General features: G+C 72.6%; 17 protein-coding genes. 12 read left to right on the top strand and 5 right to left on the bottom strand.

Annotation, left to right across the window (positions count from 1 at the left end; all coding sequences use genetic code 11):
- Window positions 1-70 precede the first annotated feature (70 nt).
- The 7 genes from JWP64_RS24425 (at window position 71) to JWP64_RS24395 (ending at window position 7,225) form a co-directional block, all read left to right on the top strand.
- On the top strand, window positions 71-1,639 hold the full coding sequence (locus JWP64_RS24425) for an anthranilate synthase component I (protein WP_297501553.1): 1,569 nt from the start codon (window positions 71-73) through the stop codon (window positions 1,637-1,639).
- Entirely contained in the window at window positions 1,636-2,322 is a 687-nt protein-coding gene (locus JWP64_RS24420; RefSeq protein WP_297501551.1) for a Trp biosynthesis-associated membrane protein, read from the top strand. Before JWP64_RS24425 ends, JWP64_RS24420 begins: the two co-directional genes overlap by 4 nt.
- 75 nt (window positions 2,323-2,397) lie before the next feature.
- On the top strand, window positions 2,398-3,228 hold the full coding sequence (gene trpC / locus JWP64_RS24415; protein ID WP_297501549.1) for an indole-3-glycerol phosphate synthase TrpC: 831 nt from the start codon (window positions 2,398-2,400) through the stop codon (window positions 3,226-3,228).
- A gap of 68 nt (window positions 3,229-3,296) precedes the next feature.
- Window positions 3,297-4,646 carry a tryptophan synthase subunit beta gene (trpB, locus tag JWP64_RS24410; RefSeq protein WP_297501546.1) on the top strand — a complete coding sequence of 450 codons (1,350 nt, stop codon included), beginning with the start codon at window positions 3,297-3,299 and terminating at the stop codon, window positions 4,644-4,646.
- Window positions 4,643-5,443 carry a tryptophan synthase subunit alpha gene (gene trpA, locus JWP64_RS24405; protein WP_297501543.1) on the top strand — a complete coding sequence of 267 codons (801 nt, stop codon included), beginning with the start codon at window positions 4,643-4,645 and terminating at the stop codon, window positions 5,441-5,443. The genes trpB and trpA overlap by 4 nt, the downstream gene beginning before the upstream one ends.
- Before the next feature lie 130 nt (window positions 5,444-5,573).
- Window positions 5,574-6,590 carry a prolipoprotein diacylglyceryl transferase gene (gene lgt, locus JWP64_RS24400; RefSeq protein WP_297501540.1) on the top strand — a complete coding sequence of 339 codons (1,017 nt, stop codon included), beginning with the start codon at window positions 5,574-5,576 and terminating at the stop codon, window positions 6,588-6,590.
- Window positions 6,587-7,225 carry a DUF2461 domain-containing protein gene (locus tag JWP64_RS24395; protein WP_297501536.1) on the top strand — a complete coding sequence of 213 codons (639 nt, stop codon included), beginning with the start codon at window positions 6,587-6,589 and terminating at the stop codon, window positions 7,223-7,225. Before lgt ends, JWP64_RS24395 begins: the two co-directional genes overlap by 4 nt.
- 13 nt (window positions 7,226-7,238) lie before the next feature.
- Here the strand turns inward: JWP64_RS24395 and JWP64_RS24390 are convergent, their stop codons facing one another.
- Window positions 7,239-7,562, bottom strand: a complete 324-nt coding sequence (locus JWP64_RS24390) for a VanZ family protein (RefSeq protein ID WP_297501533.1) — start codon at window positions 7,560-7,562, stop codon at window positions 7,239-7,241.
- Window positions 7,563-7,630: 68 nt separating this feature from the next.
- On the opposite strand from JWP64_RS24390, the gene pyk reads away from it, so the two are divergent.
- The 4 genes from pyk to JWP64_RS24370 are packed head-to-tail and all read left to right on the top strand — an operon-like array spanning window position 7,631 to window position 11,796.
- Window positions 7,631-9,052, top strand: coding sequence for a pyruvate kinase (gene pyk, locus JWP64_RS24385; protein WP_297501530.1), 1,422 nt, complete (start codon window positions 7,631-7,633; stop codon window positions 9,050-9,052).
- A gap of 22 nt (window positions 9,053-9,074) precedes the next feature.
- Window positions 9,075-9,980 (top strand): acyl-CoA thioesterase II, encoded by a 906-nt coding sequence (locus JWP64_RS24380; RefSeq protein ID WP_297501527.1) that lies wholly within the window; start codon window positions 9,075-9,077, stop codon window positions 9,978-9,980.
- Window positions 9,981-10,003: 23 nt separating this feature from the next.
- Entirely contained in the window at window positions 10,004-11,302 is a 1,299-nt protein-coding gene (locus JWP64_RS24375; RefSeq protein ID WP_297501525.1) for an O-acetylhomoserine aminocarboxypropyltransferase/cysteine synthase family protein, read from the top strand.
- Window positions 11,302-11,796 (top strand): CoA-binding protein, encoded by a 495-nt coding sequence (locus tag JWP64_RS24370; RefSeq protein ID WP_297501522.1) that lies wholly within the window; start codon window positions 11,302-11,304, stop codon window positions 11,794-11,796. The genes JWP64_RS24375 and JWP64_RS24370 overlap by 1 nt, the downstream gene beginning before the upstream one ends.
- 4 nt (window positions 11,797-11,800) lie before the next feature.
- Here the strand turns inward: JWP64_RS24370 and JWP64_RS24365 are convergent, their stop codons facing one another.
- Window positions 11,801-12,277: a hypothetical protein gene (locus JWP64_RS24365; protein WP_297501519.1), complete on the bottom strand. Its 477-nt coding sequence runs from the start codon at window positions 12,275-12,277 to the stop codon at window positions 11,801-11,803.
- A gap of 25 nt (window positions 12,278-12,302) precedes the next feature.
- Window positions 12,303-13,451 (bottom strand): DUF418 domain-containing protein, encoded by a 1,149-nt coding sequence (locus JWP64_RS24360; RefSeq protein WP_297501517.1) that lies wholly within the window; start codon window positions 13,449-13,451, stop codon window positions 12,303-12,305.
- A gap of 108 nt (window positions 13,452-13,559) precedes the next feature.
- Between JWP64_RS24360 and JWP64_RS24355 the strand changes: the two genes are divergently transcribed.
- Entirely contained in the window at window positions 13,560-14,546 is a 987-nt protein-coding gene (locus tag JWP64_RS24355; protein ID WP_297501515.1) for a malate dehydrogenase, read from the top strand.
- Between the two features lie 78 nt (window positions 14,547-14,624).
- On the opposite strand, the gene treZ is transcribed toward JWP64_RS24355, so the two are convergent.
- The gene (gene treZ, locus JWP64_RS24350; RefSeq protein ID WP_297501512.1) at window positions 14,625-16,370 is read right to left on the bottom strand and encodes a malto-oligosyltrehalose trehalohydrolase; all 1,746 of its coding nucleotides are present in this window, start codon (window positions 16,368-16,370) and stop codon (window positions 14,625-14,627) included.
- Between the two features lie 315 nt (window positions 16,371-16,685).
- Window positions 16,686-17,147 carry a MarR family transcriptional regulator gene (locus JWP64_RS24345; RefSeq protein WP_297501510.1) on the bottom strand — a complete coding sequence of 154 codons (462 nt, stop codon included), beginning with the start codon at window positions 17,145-17,147 and terminating at the stop codon, window positions 16,686-16,688.
- Window positions 17,148-17,389: the final 242 nt, after the last annotated feature.

The following is a 17,389-nucleotide window of genomic DNA, read 5'->3' as shown; positions in this document are numbered from 1 at the left end:
ACCGGAGAGGCGGCGAGGTCGTTCACCGCCCGCTCGACCGGGCCCGGCCGGGACGGGCGACAATGGTCCGATGACCGCCAGCCTCACCGCACTCGCCGCCGCGCTGGGCGCGGTCACCCCGAGCCGCGAGGAGTTCCGCCGCCTCGCCGAGAACCACCGCGTCATCCCCGTGGCCCGGCGCCTGCTCGCCGACGACGAGACGCCGGTCGGGGTGTACCGCAAGCTCGCCGGGGGCCGCGCCGGCACGTTCCTGTTCGAGTCCGCGGAGAACGGCCGGTCCTGGTCGCGCTGGTCCTTCGTCGGCGCCCGGTCCGCCGCGGCGCTCACCACGGTCGACGGGGAGATCCGCTGGACCGGCGAGGTGCCGGCCGGCATGCCCGCCGAGGGCGACGTGCTCGACGCCCTGCGGACCGTCATCGAGGAGCTGCACAGCGAGACGCTGCCCGGGCTGCCCCCACTCACCGGCGGCCTCGTCGGGTACATGGGCTACGACATCGTCCGGCGCCTCGAGCGCATCGGCAGCGCCGAGAACCCGCCGGTCGACGACCTGATGCTGCCCGAGCTGGTCATGCTGCTCGCCACGGACATCGCGGCGCTGGACCACCACGAGGGCACGATCACGCTGCTGGCCAACGCGATCAACTGGGACGGCTCCACCGAGCGCGTCGACGAGGCCTACGACGACGCCGTCGCCCGGCTGGACCGGATGACCGACGAGCTGTCCGCCCCGGCCGCGTCGACGGTCGCGGCGTTCACCCGCGTCACCGGGCCGGAGTTCCTCCGTCGCCGCACCCCGGCCGAGCACCACGCCGCCATCGAGGTCGCGAAGGAGCAGATCCGCTCCGGCGAGGCGTTCCAGATCGTCGTGTCGCAGCGCTTCGAGATGGACTGCGAGGCGGACCCGCTGGACGTCTACCGCGTCCTGCGGGCCACCAACCCGAGCCCGTACATGTACCTGCTCAACCTCGAGGACGCCTCGGGCGGCACGCCGTTCACGATCGTCGGTTCCAGCCCGGAGGCCCTGGTCACGGTGGTGGACGGGCAGGCCACCACGCACCCCATCGCCGGGACGCGGTGGCGCGGCGAGACCGACGAGGAGGACGAGCTGCTGGAGAAGGACCTCCGGACGGACGAGAAGGAGCGCTCCGAGCACGTCATGCTCGTCGACCTCGGCCGCAACGACCTCGGTCGCGTCTGCGAGCCGGGCACGGTCAAGGTCCGCAACTTCTTCTCCGTCGAGCGCTACAGCCACGTCATGCACCTGGTCTCTACGGTCACCGGGACGCTGCGCGCGGACCGCAACGCGGTCGACGCCGTGCTGTCCTGCTTCCCGGCCGGCACCCTGTCCGGCGCGCCGAAGGTCCGCGCCATGCAGGTGATCGACGAGCTGGAGCCCACCCGGCGCGGCCTCTACGGCGGGATCGTCGGGTACCTGGACTTCGCGGGGAACGCGGACACCGCGATCGCGATCCGCACCGCGCTGATCCGGGACGGGCGGGCGTATGTGCAGGCCGGTGGCGGGATCGTCGCGGACTCGGACCCCGAGGCCGAGGACACCGAGTGTCGCAACAAGGCGAAGGCCGTCCTGGCCGCGGTCGCGACCGCGGCCACGCTCGCGAGACCGTCGATGCGACGATGAGCCCGCCCCGGCCCAGCGGGGGACGACGGCTCACCGTCGTCTGCCTCGGGCTGCTCGCGGGCGCGCTGGCACTGTGGGGCTCCACCAGGCTGACCTGGGCCTCCGCCGTCGTGGCGACGGCGCGGGGTCCGGTCCCGGCCGAGGCGACGGGGGCCGGGATCGCGCCGTCGGTCACCGGTGTCGCCGTGCTGGCGGTGGCCGCCGTGGCCGCGTCCGTGGCGGTGTCCGGGATCGCCCGCCGGGCCCTGGGGGGCATCGTCGGGCTCGCCGGCGGGGCGTCGGCCTGGGTGGCGTTCGACTCCTGGCTGAGCCCGCCGGACGCCGTGACCCTGCTCCGGCTCTCCGGCACCGCGGCGTCGAGCGAGCCCGTCGGGGACGTCGTGGTGGCGCAGAGCGCGGCGCCGTGGCTCGGGGTGCTGGGCGGGCTCCTGGTGCTGGTCGCGGGCATCGTGCTCGTGGTCGCGGACCGGAGCCTGCCGCGGATGGGCGCGAGGTACGCGGCGCCCGGCGCGGAGAAGACGGCCGTGGACCCCGACCGGGCGGCGTGGGACGCGCTCGACGAGGGCCGTGATCCGACCGTCGATCCGGGGAACGCGCCCGGCCCTGCGGATCTCGATCACACGGACGCAACCCCGGACGACGGGCGGGGACCTGGACGCGGCGGGCGGCGGAGGGCTGTTTAGCATGGGCGGAACGCCTGGTAGGACCGGACCCGAGAGGGGAGCAGCCCCGTGGGCGAGCACGGTGAGGACGAGGCAGTGAGTGGATCCCTGAGCTCCGGAAGTGTGCTCGACTCCATCGTGGACGGTGTCCGGGAGGACCTGGCCGTCCGCGAGGCGCAGATCGACTTCGCCGGGATCAAGAGGCTGGCCGCGGCCGCGCCGCCGCCGCGGGACGTGCTGGCCGCGCTGCGCGAGCCCGGCATCGGAGTGATCGCCGAGGTGAAGCGGCGCAGCCCGTCGAAGGGTGCGCTGGCGAACATCCCTGATCCGGCCGTGCTGGCCAAGGCGTACGCCGAGAACGGCGCGCGGGTGATCAGCGTGCTCACCGAGCAGCGCCGCTTCGGTGGCTCGCTCGCGGACCTCGACGCGGTGCGCGCCGTCGTCGACGTGCCGATCCTGCGCAAGGACTTCGTCGTCACCCCGTACCAGGTGCACGAGGCCCGGGCGCACGGTGCGGACCTGGTGCTGCTGATCGTCGCGGCGCTGGAGCAGAACGTGCTGGACTCGCTGCTGGACCGGGTCGAGTCGCTCGGGATGACCGCACTCGTCGAGGTGCACACCGAGGAGGAGGCGGACCGCGCGCTCGAGGCGGGGGCCAAGGTCATCGGCGTCAACTCGCGGAACCTGCACACCCTCGAGGTGAACCGCAGCGTGTTCGGCGAGCTCGCCCCGGGCCTGCCGAACGACGTCCTGCGCATCGCCGAGTCCGGCGTCCGCGGGCCCAGTGACCTGCTCACCTACGCCGGCTGGGGCGCGGACGCGGTGCTCGTCGGCGAGGGCCTGGTGACCAGCGGGGACCCGGGCGCAGCCGTGCGGGGGCTGGTGGCTGCGGGCTTCCACCCCTCGTGCTCCAGAATGGTGCGGTGAGCGAGCGTACGAGCGAACCAATGTCACAGCGTCCGCGAAGCGCCGAGTTCGCGCAGCGAACGAGAACGGTGAGTACTTCCCAGGTCCAGGCGAGCGACGGCATCGACACGCCGTCGGGTCACGAGCCCGACGAGAGCGGCCACTTCGGCCGCTACGGCGGCCGATGGGTGCCCGAGGCCCTGGTCGCGGCGCTGGACGAGCTGGAGACGGCGTACGAGAAGGCGCGGCACGACCCCGAGTTCCTGAACGAGCTCGACCGGCTGCACCGGGACTACTCCGGCCGCCCGTCCCCGCTGACGGACGTCCCGAAGCTGTCGCAGCACGCCGGCGGCGCGCGGATCCTGCTCAAGCGCGAGGACCTGAACCACACCGGCTCACACAAGATCAACAACGTGCTCGGCCAGGCGCTGCTCACCAAGCGCATGGGCAAGAAGCGGGTGATCGCCGAGACCGGCGCGGGCCAGCACGGCGTCGCCACGGCCACGGCCTGCGCGCTGCTGGACCTCGAGTGCGTCGTCTACATGGGCGAGGTCGACACCCGGCGGCAGGCGCTCAACGGCGCCCGGATGCGGCTGCTCGGCGCCACCGTCATCCCGGTCAAGACGGGGTCGCGGACGCTGAAGGACGCGATCAACGAGGCGCTGCGGGACTGGGTCACCAACGTCGACTCGACGCACTACCTGCTGGGCACGGTGGCCGGCCCGCACCCGTTCCCGCAGATGGTGCGGGACTTCCACCGGATCATCGGGCTCGAGGCGCGGGCGCAGGTGCTCCAGCGCACCGGCCGGCTGCCCACCGCGATCGCGGCGTGCGTCGGCGGCGGCTCGAACGCCATCGGGATCTTCCACGCGTTCCTCGACGACGCGGGCGTCCGGCTGGTGGGCTTCGAGCCCGGCGGCGACGGCATCGAGACCGGCCGGCACGGCGCCACCCTGACCGAGGGCTCGCCGGGCGCCCTGCACGGCGCCTTCTCCTACCTGCTGCAGGACGAGGACGGCCAGACCAGCGAGTCGTACTCCATCTCCGCCGGGCTGGACTACCCGGGCGTCGGGCCGGAGCACGCGCTGCTCAAGGACATCGGCCGCGCGGAGTACCAGCCGGTCACCGACGCGGAGGCGATGGACGCGTTCGCGCTGCTCTGCCGCACTGAGGGGATCATCCCGGCCATCGAGTCCGCGCACGCCGTGGCGGGTGCGCTGCGGCTGGGCAAGGAGCTCGGGCCGGACGCGGTCATCCTGGTGAACCTCTCCGGGCGTGGGGACAAGGACGTCGACACGGCCGCGAAGTGGTTCGGGATGATCGGCGAGGACGAGAGCGCGGAGTCGGCGGACGGGACGGCGATCGCGGAGGGTGCCGTCAAGGACACTGCGGGTTCGTTCGCGGACGCCGGCAGCAAGACCGAAGGGATCCAGTCGTGAGTGTCGCCGACGTCTTCGCGAGGTGCCGGGCCGAGGGCCGGGGCGCCCTGGTGGGCTACCTCCCCGCCGGCTACCCGACCGTCGAGGGCTCCGTCGAGCTGCTCACCGCGATGGCCGAGGGCGGGTGCGACCTCCTCGAGGTCGGCATCCCGTACTCGGACCCGGTGATGGACGGCCCCACGATCCAGGCCGCCGCGGAAGGTGCGCTGCAGAACGGCTTCCGGCTCCGGGACGTGTTCTCGGTGGTCGAGCGGGCGACCGCGGCCGGCGGCAACTGCGTCGTCATGACGTACTTCAACCCGGTGCTGCGCTACGGCGTCGAGAACTTCGCCCGGGATCTCGCCGCGGCGGGCGGGCTCGGGGTGATCACCCCGGACCTGATCCCGGACGAGGCCGGCGAGTGGTTCGCGGCGTCGGAGAAGTACGGCCTTGAGCGGATCTTCCTGGTCGCGCCCTCGTCGACGGAGCAGCGGATCGCGTCCACCGCGGCCGCGAGCTCGGGCTTCGTCTACGCCACGTCGATCATGGGCGTGACGGGCGCGCGGGACACCGTGGCCGGGGCGGCCTCGGAGATCGTGGCCCGGACCCGTCCGCACACGACCCTGCCGATCGGTGTCGGGCTCGGGGTGCGCAACGGCGACCAGGCCGCCGAGATCGCCGGGTTCGCGGACGGCGTCATCGTCGGCTCCGCGTTCGTGACGGCCGCGGAGCAGGGCGGCCCGGAGGCCGTCCGCGCCCTCGCGCAGGAGCTCGCGGCCGGCGTCGCCCGCGCAGGCCTGGCCACCCAGCCCGCCTGACCGCGAGCCGCCCCTGGCCGCGTTATGGCTCCACAACGCGACTTTTCGGGCGCTCTGAGCGCGTCGTGGCTCCACGACGCGGCTCGACGGCGGCGGCGGTTCCGTCGGGGACGCGCGCTACGGTGGGCCGGTGAGTGGCGCGCTGCCCGGCTTGGTCCTGGCCTACCTGCCCAGTCCTGACCGCGGGGTCTGGCACCTCGGCCCGATCCCGATCCGGGCCTACGCGCTCTGCATCATCCTGGGCATCGTCGTGGCGGTGACGTGGGGCGAGAAGCGCTTCGTCGCCCGCGGCGGGGAGCCCGGCACGGTCCTGGATGTCGCGGTGTTCGCGGTGCCGTTCGGCCTCGTCGGCGGCCGTCTCTACCACGTCGCGACGGACTGGCGGACCTACTTCGGCCCCGGCGGGGACCCGATCCGGGCGCTGATGATCTGGGAGGGCGGCCTCGGGATCTGGGGGGCCGTCGCGCTCGGCGCGGTCGGCGCCTGGATCGGCTGCCGCCGCAGAGGGGTCCCGCTACCGTTCTTCGCGGACGCGGTGGCGCCCGGGATCCTCGTCGCGCAGGCCGTCGGGCGGCTCGGCAACTACTTCAACCAGGAGCTCTACGGCGGCCCGACGACGGCGCCCTGGGGCCTGGAGATCTACGAGCGGGTGGACCCGGCGACGGGCCTCCAGGACTCGCTGAACGGCGTCGCGGTCGGTGATCCGATCGCCGTCGTGCAGCCGACGTTCCTCTACGAGCTGATCTGGAACCTGATCGTCGCCGGGCTGGTCGTCGTCGCGGACCGCAGGTTCAGACTCGGGCACGGCCGGGTGTTCGCGCTCTACGTCGCGGGCTACACCTTCGGCCGGTTCTTCATCGAGCTCCTGCGCACGGACCCGGCCACGCGCGTGTTCGGGGACATCCGGATCAACGTCGTCGTCTCGGCCGTGGTGTTCGTGCTCGCGGTCGTGTACTTCGTGCTGGCCCGGGGCCGGGGACCGCGCGAGGTGCCACCCGCCGCCGCGAGCGGCCCGGACGGCGGTTCGAACGAGGGGGACGCGCCCGCGCCCGGCGGGACCGACGCGACGGACCCGGACGAGAAGAGCGAGGCGGACCGGGAGGCGGAGCGCTCGGCCTCCGGCAAGGCCGGCGACCGCAGCTCGTGAGCGCGTTCTCGGGCTTCGGGGACGGCGCCGTCGAGTTCTACGACGGGCTCGAGGCGGACAACTCGAAGGCGTACTGGACGGACCAGAAGGCCGTCTACGACGAGCACGTCCGCGGCCCGATGCTGGCACTGCTCGCCGAGCTCGAACCGGAGTTCGGTGCGGGCAAGGTCTTCCGGCCGTACCGGGACGTGCGGTTCTCCGCGGACAAGACGCCCTACAAGACGCACTGTGGCGGGTACGCCTCGCCGTTCTACGTCCAGGTGGGCAGCGACGGCCTGATGGCCGCCTGCGGTTACTACGCGATGGCGCCCGACCAGGTGGCGCGCTACCGCACGGCCGTGGACGACGAGCGCCGCGGCGAGGAGCTGCGGAGGATCGTCGCGACGGCGGAGAAGGCCGGTCTCGAGATCGGCGGCGAGACGCTGAAGACCCGGCCCAAGGGCGTCGCCCCGGAGCATCCCCGGCTGGAACTGCTGCGGCACAAGGGCCTGCACGTCCGCCGTCGCTGGGGCCCGGACGACGTCCTGCACGAGCCCGGCTGCGTGGACCGGGTGCGCGAGGTCTGGCGGGCCGGGCGGCCGCTGGCGGAGTGGCTCGCGGACCACGTCGGCCCCAGCGAGAACCCGCGGCGGTGATCGCGTTCGCCGGTCACGGCCGCGGCGCGGTGACGAGGCGCCGCACCCCGGCGTAGGCCGCGACCCCCAGCAGCACCCCCGCCACGTCGCCCAGCCCGTCGGACACGTTCCCGTCCCGGCCGATCGGCAGCAGCGCCTGCAGCACCTCGGAGAGCGCCGCGTACGCGGCCAACAGGGCGAGCACGGCCCACGCCGCCGTCCCGGCGAACCTGGCGGCCACCGCCAGAAGCGTGAACAGGGCCAGATGGACAAGCTTGTCCGCACCGGAAAGAGCAGTCGGCAACCCGGATGCGGGAGCGAACAGCACGACCACGCTGACCAGCAGCGCAAACGTCACCGGCCACCACCGCACTGTTCCCTCGCCTCCAACCTGATCGTTACAGAGAGCGCGCTAGGCTGTCCCGTGTGACCCGCCGTACGAAGATCGTCTGCACCATCGGCCCCGCCACGGCCACCCCGGACCGTATCCGGGAGCTCGTCGACGCGGGGATGGACGTCGCGCGGCTGAACTTCAGCCACGGGACCCGGGACGACCACAAGCGCGTCTACGAGATGGTCCGCGCCGCCGCGGACGCGTCGGGCCGTGCCGTGGGCATCCTGGCGGACCTGCAGGGGCCGAAGATCCGGCTCGGCACGTTCGCCGACGGCCCCACCGAGTGGCACACCGGCGAGGAGGTCCGGATCACGGTCGAGGACGTGCCCGGCACGCACGACCGGGTCTCGACCACCTACAAGGGCCTCGCCGAGGACGCCAGGGCGGGGGACCGCCTGCTCATCGACGACGGCAAGGTCGGCCTGCGCGTCGTGGCCGTCGAGGGCGACGACGTGGTCTGCAAGGTCACCGAGGGCGGCCCGGTCAGCAACAACAAGGGCCTATCCCTGCCCGGCATGAACGTGTCGGTCCCCGCCATGTCGGAGAAGGACTGCCTGGACCTCGAGTTCGCGCTGGACCTGTCCGTGGACGTGATCGCGCTGTCCTTCGTCCGCAGCCCCGCGGACATCGACGGGGTGCACAAGATCATGGACGGCAAGGGCGTCCGGCTGCCGGTGATCGCCAAGCTCGAGAAGCCGGAGGCCGTCGACAACCTCGAAGCCATCGTGCTGGCGTTCGAGGGCGTGATGGTCGCCCGCGGCGACCTGGGCGTCGAGCTGCCGCTGGAGAACGTGCCGCTGGTGCAGAAGCGGGCGATCCAGATCGCGCGGGAGAACGCCAAGCCGGTCATCGTGGCCACCCAGATGCTGGACTCGATGATCACCAACTCGCGGCCGACCCGCGCCGAGGCCTCGGACGTCGCGAACGCGGTGCTCGACGGCGCGGACGCGCTGATGCTCTCCGGCGAGACGGGCGTCGGCCGGTTCCCGATCAAGACGGTCCGCACGATGGCGACGATCATCGAGGCGGTCGAGGCCGGACCGGCCGGCGTCCCGCCGCTGAACCACGTGCCGCGGACCAAGCGGGGCGTGCTGTCCTACGCCGCGCGGGACATCGGCGAGCGCCTCTCCGCCCGTGCCCTGGTCGCGTTCAGCCAGTCCGGGGACACCGTGCGCCGGCTCTCCCGCCTGCACACGCGGCTGCCGCTGCTGGCGTTCACCCCCGCCCCCGAGGTGCGCAGCCAGCTCGCCATGACCTGGGGCGTCGAGACGTTCCTGGTGGACCGGGTGGATTCCACGGACGCGATGGTCCGCCAGGTGGACCAGGCCATGCTGTCGATCGGCCGCTTCCAGCCCGGTGACCTGGTGGTCATCGTGGCCGGTTCGCCGCCCGCGACGGTCGGCTCGACGAACCTCATCCGGGTCCACCGGCTGGGCGAAGAGGATCACGCCTGACGCGACCTGCGAGACTGCACGCGTGAGCAGCAGCGATCCGCAGGTCGGGACCGAGGTCGGGGTCGACGGGACGCCACGCGGGCAGGCCGTCCTGGACGATCTGGTGCGCCTCCTGGACCTGGAGGTCCTCGAGGTCAACCTGTTCCGGGGCGTGAGCCCCGCCGAGTCGCCGACCAACGTGTTCGGCGGCCAGGTGGCGGGGCAGGCGCTCGTCGCCGCGGGCCGGACGGTCCCGGCGGACCGGCACGTCCACTCGTTGCACGCGTACTTCATCCGGCACGGTGATCCGAGCATCCCGATCGTCTTCGAGGCCGAACGGATCCGCGACGGCCGCTCCTTCAGCACCCGCCGGGTCCTCGCGATCCAGCGCGGGGAGGCGATCTTCGCGCTCTCGGCCTCGTTCCAGGTCGACCAGTCGGGGCTCGCGCACACCACGCCGATGCCCGCCGGCGTCCCCGAGCCGGAGGCCCTGCCCGACCTCGCGGAACGGGTCGTGGGCGGCGACAAGGGCGGCTGGCTGACGATGCTGCCGCGCTCGCTGGACGTCCGGCTGGTCGACGAGCCCGTGTGGACCGAGGGCCGGGTCGCCACCGACGAGCCGGTGCGGGCCTGGATCAAGGCCGACGGGGTGCTGCCGGACGACCGGTTGCTGCACCTGTGCCTGCTGACCTACGTCAGCGACCTCACGCTCCTGGGATCGGTGGTGTCCCGGCACGACGTCAGCACCACGCAGGTGCAGATGGCGAGCCTGGACCACGCCATGTGGTTCCACCAGCCCTTCCGCGCGGACGAATGGCTCCTCTACGAATGCTGGTCGCCGGCGGCGTCCGGTGGCCGCGGCCTGGGGATGGGCTGCTTCTACACGCGCGAGGGGGTCCTGGTGGCGAGCACGATGCAGGAAGGTCTGGTCCGGCTGCCGCGCGCCTGAGCCGGGCGGGGCAGGATGGGGCCATGACGGAGCAGGATCGCGCCTGGGGTTTCCGGACCCGGGCGGTGCACGCGGGGTCGGTGCCGGACTCGGCCGTCGGAGCGCGGGCGGTGCCGATCTACCAGTCGACGAGCTTCGTCTTCGAGGACACGAACGACGCCGCCAGCCTCTTCGCGCTGCAGAAGTACGGGCTGATCTACAGCCGCATCGCGAACCCCACGGTCTCCGTGCTCGAGGAGCGGCTGGCCAGCCTCGAGGGCGGGATCGGTGCGGTGGCGACGGCCAGCGGCCAGGCCGCGGAGTTCCTCACGTTCGCGTGCCTCGCGGGAGCGGGGGACCACGCCGTCGCGGCGTCCGGGCTCTACGGCGGCACGATCACCCAGCTCGACGTGACGCTGCGCCGCTTCGGCGTGGACACCGTGTTCGTCGGCGGGGGAGACCCGGCGGACTACGCGAAGGCCATCACGGACAGGACCAAGTTCGTGTTCACCGAGGTCGTCTCCAACCCGGGCGGTGAGGTCGCGGACATCGCCGGGCTCGCGGAGGTCGCGCACGCCGCGGGCGTCCCGCTGATCGTCGACGCCACGCTGGCGACCCCGTACCTGTGCCGGCCGATGGAGCACGGCGCGGACATCGTGATCCACTCGGCGACGAAGTTCCTCGGCGGGCACGGCACCACGCTCGGCGGAGTCGTGATCGAGTCCGGCCGGTTCGACTGGGGCAACGGGCGCTTCCCGTCGATGACCGAGCCCGTCCCGTCCTACGGCGGCCTGACGTGGTGGGGGAACTTCCAGGAGCTCGGCTTCCTGACCAAGCTGCGGGCCGAGCAGCTCCGTGACATCGGGGCCACGCTGTCCGCGCACTCGGCGTTCCTGCTGATCCAGGGCGTGGAGACGCTGCCGTTCCGGATGGACGCGCACGTGGCGAACGCCCAGGCCGTCGCCGAGTGGCTGCAGGCGGACCCGCGCGTCGAGTACGTCCGCTACGCCGGGCTGCCGGACCACCCGCACCACGAGCGCGCGAAGCGGTACCTGCCGAAGGGCCCGGGCGCGGTCTTCGCCTTCGGGGTGAAGGGCGGCCGGGCCGCGGGCGCGAGGTTCATCGAGTCCGTGCAGCTCTGCAGCCACCTCGCCAACGTCGGCGACGCCCGCACGCTCGTCCTGCACCCGGGCTCGACGACGCACCAGCAGCTCACCGACGCCCAGCTCGAGGAGGCGGGCGTCCCGGAGGACCTGATCCGGATCAGCGTGGGCATCGAGGATCCGGAGGACATCCTCTGGGACCTGGACCAGGCGCTGGCCGCCGCGGTGAAGGAGGCCTGATGGGCACCGTGCCGAATTCCTGGGCGAACCCGTCCGCGCTCGCGCGGCAGCGGATCCTGCGCGAGACCCGGACCGTGGCCATGGTCGGCGCGTCGCCGAACCCGGCGCGGGCCAGCAACTTCGTCGCGACGTACCTGCTGGCCAGCACGGACTACGACGTCTGGTTCGTGAACCCCAACGCGACGGAGATTCTCGGCAGGCCTGTGTACCCCACGCTCGCGGACCTGCCCGCCGTCCCGGACATGGTGGACACGTTCCGCCGCCCCGAGGACCTCGGGGGCGTGCTCGACGAGGTGCTCGCCCTGGACGGGGTGAAGACGTGGTGGCTGCAGTTCGGACTGTGGGACGAGGCCCTGGCCGCGAAGGCGGAGGCCGCCGGGCTCGCCGTCGTCATGGACAGGTGCCTGAAGGTGGAGCACGCGCGTTTCCACGGCGGGCTGCACCTGGCCGGGTTCGACACCGGCGTGATCAGCGCCCGCCGGCGCGAGGCGTAGGAGCTCAGGTCAGCAGCAGGACGGTCAGGATCGACGTGAGGGCACGCAGGAACCAGAACGCGGGGAAGGCGATCAGGGCGAGCCGCCAGAGCTCGCTCCAGCCGCGCTTCCTGGCCACCTGGTGGGTCGGCCAGGAGGCGCCGGCCGTGCAGATCGCGATCCAGAGGAGCTGGATCACCCAGCCGACGGCATTGCCGGGCCTGCCGAACAGCACCACCAGCAGCAACGCCACGACGGCCCACACGGCGGCGCCGGCGAGCGCGCGGGAGTAGGGGACGGCCGGCCGGAGGCCGGTCGGCGGGAGTGCCTCGGCGGCCGGGTAGGGCGGCGCGCCGGGCATCGGTGCGTGCGGGAGCTGCGCCGAGGGGTCGATCGGCTGGTACCCCGGCCCGCCCTCCCAGGAGAAGGACTCCCGGGGCCGGCCTCGCGCCGGCCGAGACCTCTTGCCCCCACCCGGGCGTCCGCCGCCATTTCCGGCCATACGGCGAGGGTAGCCCGGCGGCAGCTCAGCCGTAGGTGAGCCGCCGCAGGAGGCGCTCCGCGGGGCCCCGCTCCCCGTACCGTTCCGCGACGACGGCGAGCACCAGGATCAGCAGCCACGTGCCGACCGCCAGCACGGACACCTGCCACACGGTCAGCCGGGCGCCGAGGTCCAGTGTCCAGGCGGGCAGCAGCGCGGCGAACACGACGGACTGGCCGAGGTAGCAGGACAGCGAGCGTCGCCCGCACGCCCCGAGCGGCCCGCCCCCCGTGCTCCTGGCGCGGGTCGCGAGCAGGCCGAACAGCGCCGCGTACCCGAGCCCGCCCGCGTAGCCGGTGAGGGCGTGCAGGGCGTGCACCAGCCCGCCGACGGCGGGGCCCATGGTCCAGAGTCCGGCCGCCGCGAGCGCCAGTGGCAGCCCGCCCAGGACCGCCGCCGCGAGGCCGCCCGCCGCGACCCGGGCCAACAGCGCCCGGTGGCGCTCCGGCTCGTCGAGGATGCGTCGACGGGCCGCCCACGCCCCGAAGGCGACCGCGCCGAAGACGCTGAGGGTCTGGGAGAGCACGCCGATCAGGCCCCACTCGATCGCGTGGTTCACCAGCGCGGTCAGCGGGTCCCGGACGCCCGAGGAGAACAGCACGCTCGTGCCCCGGCCGTCCGCAGCGGCGCTGCCGAAGGCCACGAAAGTGCCGACCACGGTCCCGACCACCGCGGTGGTGAGCAAGGACACCGTGGCGCCCACCACCAGGACCCCGGCCAGCAGCACGGTCGTCAGGCCGTAGGCGCCGATGATGTCCCCGGGGAACAGGAGCAGGCCGTGCACCAGCCCGATCAGCAGCAACGCGCCGCCCCGCCGGCGGACGAGGGACGTGACGGCCCGTGGTTCGGCGCCCGCGTCCGACCGGCGGCGCGCGAGCTGGGTCACCCCGTAGCCGACCAGCACCGCGAACAGGGGATAGGCGCGGCCGTCGACCAGGACGAGCTGCGCCGCCGCCACGACCGCGGAGACGCGGTCGAGCTCGGCGGGGTAGCCGCGGACGCCCAGCGGCCGCCCGTGCAGCAGGACGTGGGCGTTCGCCAGGGCGATGAGCAGCAGCATCCCGCCACGGGCGAGGTCCGGTGCGAGGGCCCGCGCGGCGGTGGGGGTGGCGCCGGGATCGGCCTGGCGGGTCATGGCGACAGCCTAGGGAAGCACCGGCGCGTCACCCGATGAGCGCAGGGGCGGCGCCGGGCGTGATCCCCGTCGCGGCGCGCCCGGGGGCCGAGGGTCTAGCCTTCGTGCGTGTCTACCCCTCCTGTCACCGTCACTGTCACCGGAGCCGCTGGCCAGATCGGTTACGCGCTGCTCTTCCGGATCGCCTCCGGGCAGCTCCTGGGGCCCGACACCCCGGTGAAGCTGCATCTCCTGGAGATCCCGCAGGCCGTCAAGGCCGCCGAGGGCACCGCCATGGAGCTCGAGGACTGCGCGTTCCCGCTGCTGTCCGGCATCGAGATCTTCGACGACGCCACGGCCGCGTTCAACGGCGCCAACGTCGCGCTGCTCGTCGGCGCCCGCCCGCGCACCAAGGGCATGGAGCGGGGAGACCTGCTCGAGGCCAACGGCGGCATCTTCGCCCCGCAGGGCAAAGCGATCAACGAGGGCGCGGCGGACGACATCCGCGTGCTCGTCGTCGGCAACCCGGCCAACACCAACGCCCTCATCGCCCAGGCCGCCGCGCCGGACGTCCCGGCCGAGCGCTTCACCGCGATGACCCGGCTGGACCACAACCGCGCCCTCGCGCAGCTGTCGAAGAAGCTGTCGGTCCCGCTGAGCGACATCAAGAAGCTCACGATCTGGGGCAACCACTCGGCCACCCAGTACCCGGACCTCTACCACGCCGAGGTCGCCGGCAAGATCGCCGCCGAGCAGGTGGAGGAGTCCTGGCTCAAGGACGAGTTCATCCCGACCGTGGCCAAGCGCGGCGCGGCGATCATCGAGGCCCGTGGCGCGTCGTCCGCGGCGTCGGCGGCGAACGCGGCCATCGACCACGTCTTCGACTGGGTCAACGGCACCCCCGAGGGTGACTGGACCTCCGCGGCCATCCCGTCCGACGGCTCCTACGGCGTCGCCGAGGGCATCATCTCGAGCTTCCCGGTCACGTCGAAGAACGGGAAGTGGGAGATCGTCCAGGGCCTGGAGATCGACGCGTTCTCCCGCGGGAAGATCGACGCGTCCGTCGCCGAGCTCGTCGAGGAGCGCGAGGCCGTCAAGGGCCTCGGCCTGCTGTAACCCTCTCCTCATCGCACGAACGGCACTCTCGTTCAGACCTTTTGAGCGAAAGTGCCGTTCGTGCGTTCGGGCGGGGGCTCAGGACTCCAGGACGACGATCGCGAAGGCTTCGGCCGGCATCGTCAGGGCGTCGCCCTCGCCGACCACCGGCTCGCTCGCCAGCAGGATCCGCTCGACGGGCGCCGCGAGCTCGAGCGTCACCTGCTCCGGGCCGAGGTTCACCAGCACCCGCAGCCGCCCGCGGTGGATCACCAGCGTGCGTGCCTCCGGGTGGACGTCGACGCCGACCTCGTCCAGCCAGGGGTCCGAGAGCTCCGGCCACGCCCGGCGCAGCGCGATGAGCTCCTTGTACAGGGCGAACAGGGTCTTGTGCGGCTCCTGGTGCGGCTCGGTCCAGTCCAGCTTGGAGTCCGTGAAGGTGCTCTCGGCGTTCGGGTCCGGGACCTCGACGTCGCTGTCCCAGCCGTGCTCGGCGAACTCCGCGGTCCGGCCCTTGCGGACGGCCTCACGCAGGCCCTCGGCCGGGAAGTAGGAGAAGAACTGCCAGGGCGTTCGCGCGCCCCACTCCTCGCCCATGAACAGCATCGGGGTGAACGGCGAGGTGAACAGCAGCGCCGCCCCGCAGGCCAGGATGCCGGGGGAGAGCGTCTGGGTGAGCCGGTCCCCGGTGGCGCGGTTGCCGATCTGGTCGTGGTTCTGCAGGTAGGTGACGAACCGGTGGCCCGGGATGCGGGTCGTGTCCACCGGGGCGCCGTGCGTCCGCTTCCGGAAGCTGGACCAGGTGCCCTCGTGCAGGAACCCGTGCGTGAGGACGTGCGCGAGCCCGGCGAGGTCCGCCTCGGCGAAGTCCGAGTAGTAGCCCTGGGACTCCCCGGTGAGCACGGTGTGCAGGCTGTGGTGGATGTCGTCCGCCCACTGGGCGTCCATCCCGAGTCCGCCCGCGTCGCGTGAAGTGATCATCCGCGGGTCGTTGAGGTCGGACTCCGCGATCAGCGACAGCGGCCGGCCGACGTGCGCCTCCAGGGCCGTGACCTCCTTCGAGAGCTGCTCGAGGACGTGCTGGGCCCGGGTGTCCCGCAGCGCGTGCACGGCGTCGATCCGCAGCCCGTCGACGTGGAAGTCCCGCAGCCACATCAGCGCGTTGTCGATCGCGAAGCGCCGCACCTCGTCCGACCACGCGCCGTCGAGGTTCAGCGACGGGCCCCAGATGTTGGCACCCGCGAAGTACGGCCCGAAACGGTCCAGGTAGGCGCCGGAGGGCCCGAGGTGGTTGTAGACGACGTCGAGCACGACGCCGAGCCCGCGGGCGTGCGCCGAGTCCACGAAGCGTTTGAACCCGTCCGGCCCGCCGTAGTTCTCGGTGACCGCGTACCAGCCGACGCCGTCGTAGCCCCAGTTCCGGGGCCCGTCGACGGCGTTGACGGGCAGCACCTCGACCATGTCGACCCCGAGCGCGACCAGATGGTCCAGCTTCTCGATCGCGGCGTCGAAGGTGCCCTCGTCGGTGAACGTGCCGATGTGGCACTCGTAGAGGACGCTGCCGGCCAGCGTGCGGCCCGTCCAGGCCTGGTCCGTCCACCAGAACGCGTCGTGGTCGTAGCGCCGGGAGGCGGCGTGCACTCCGCTCGGCTGCCACGCCGAACGCGGATCGGGCAACGGGGTCTCGTCGTCGTCGATCAGGAAGGCGTACGCCGAACCGGGACCGTTGTCCTCGACGTCCACCCGCCACCAGCCGCCGGCCGCACGCTCCATCGGGAACGCCTCGCCGTCGACCACCACCCGGACCCTGTCCTTCTCGGGGGCCCACACCGCGTACTCAGCCACGGAGGGAATCCTGCCGGTTGGCGAGCGTGGCCGCGCGTCCTGCCCCCTGGTTTCCGGTGTGATCCTGGGTTCCCGGGCGGGTGACGGTGGCGCGGTGGTGGCCGGATCGGAACCGCCGGACGGTCGGGGGGCAAGAATCGTCCGGCGGTTCCGGCAACGTGGTACCGGCAGCACGGGGGTCGGCCGGTAGCCACAATCGTTGCGAATTCGACTGTAGGGAAACCGCGGGCGGCCTCACTCGGCTGAACAGCCGCTTTTTCCTACAGATTATCGTGAATGACGGAAGTGTGATTTCCGGATGATTCGGTGATCGAGTCAACCGGTCTTCTCGAGCGCCTCCGTCATGCGGGGGATGTCCCGGGCACGTGCGGCGAGCCGCTCGACCACCTGCTCCAGGACGCGGTCGACGTTCTCGGCCAGGGCCGCGTCGGTGTCCCCGAGCCCGTCCATGACGTCCCGGAAGAACACCTCCCAGACGGTCTCGGCCGTGGCCCGGCCGCGGGGGGTGAGGTCGATGAGCAGGCTGCGGCGGTCCCGCGGGTTGTTCCGCCGGACGACGTGCCCGGCCAGTTCGAGCCGATCCAGCTGTGAGGTGATGGTCGCGGGCGTCACGCCCACCCTGCGGGCGAGCGCGGACGGGGTGCAGGAGCCCTCGTGCAGCAGATGGACCAGGATCGTCGTCCCCGACGTGCCCAGCCCCAGTGCCTGCCCGACGGTCTGCCGGTAGGCGTCCGCCACCGCCACCACCTGTCGCAGCCGTGCTGCGAGGTCGTTCACCGTTCTCCTTCTTGCCTCGATCCTCGAGACACCATCGCTGTCAACGGTGATCACGGCAGGAGTGGTTCCGGGAGGTGACAAGCGTCATCCGGTACAGAATGCGCCTGACGCAACAGTTGCCGGGCGGAAGTGGGGGCGGCCCCCCCGTCGTCGAGCGACCCGCGGGCCGACCCCGATAAGGCCCGACCGACGAGCAACCCCACCGGGTACCCCCCGAGGAGCCCCACCAAGCAGAAAGGAAC

This window comes from Pseudonocardia sp. (assembly GCF_025465255.1).
Taxonomy (GTDB): Bacteria; Actinomycetota; Actinomycetes; order Mycobacteriales; family Pseudonocardiaceae; genus Pseudonocardia.
Note: the sequence above shows the minus strand (reverse complement) of the source record. Positions and strands in the feature narration are given on the sequence as shown.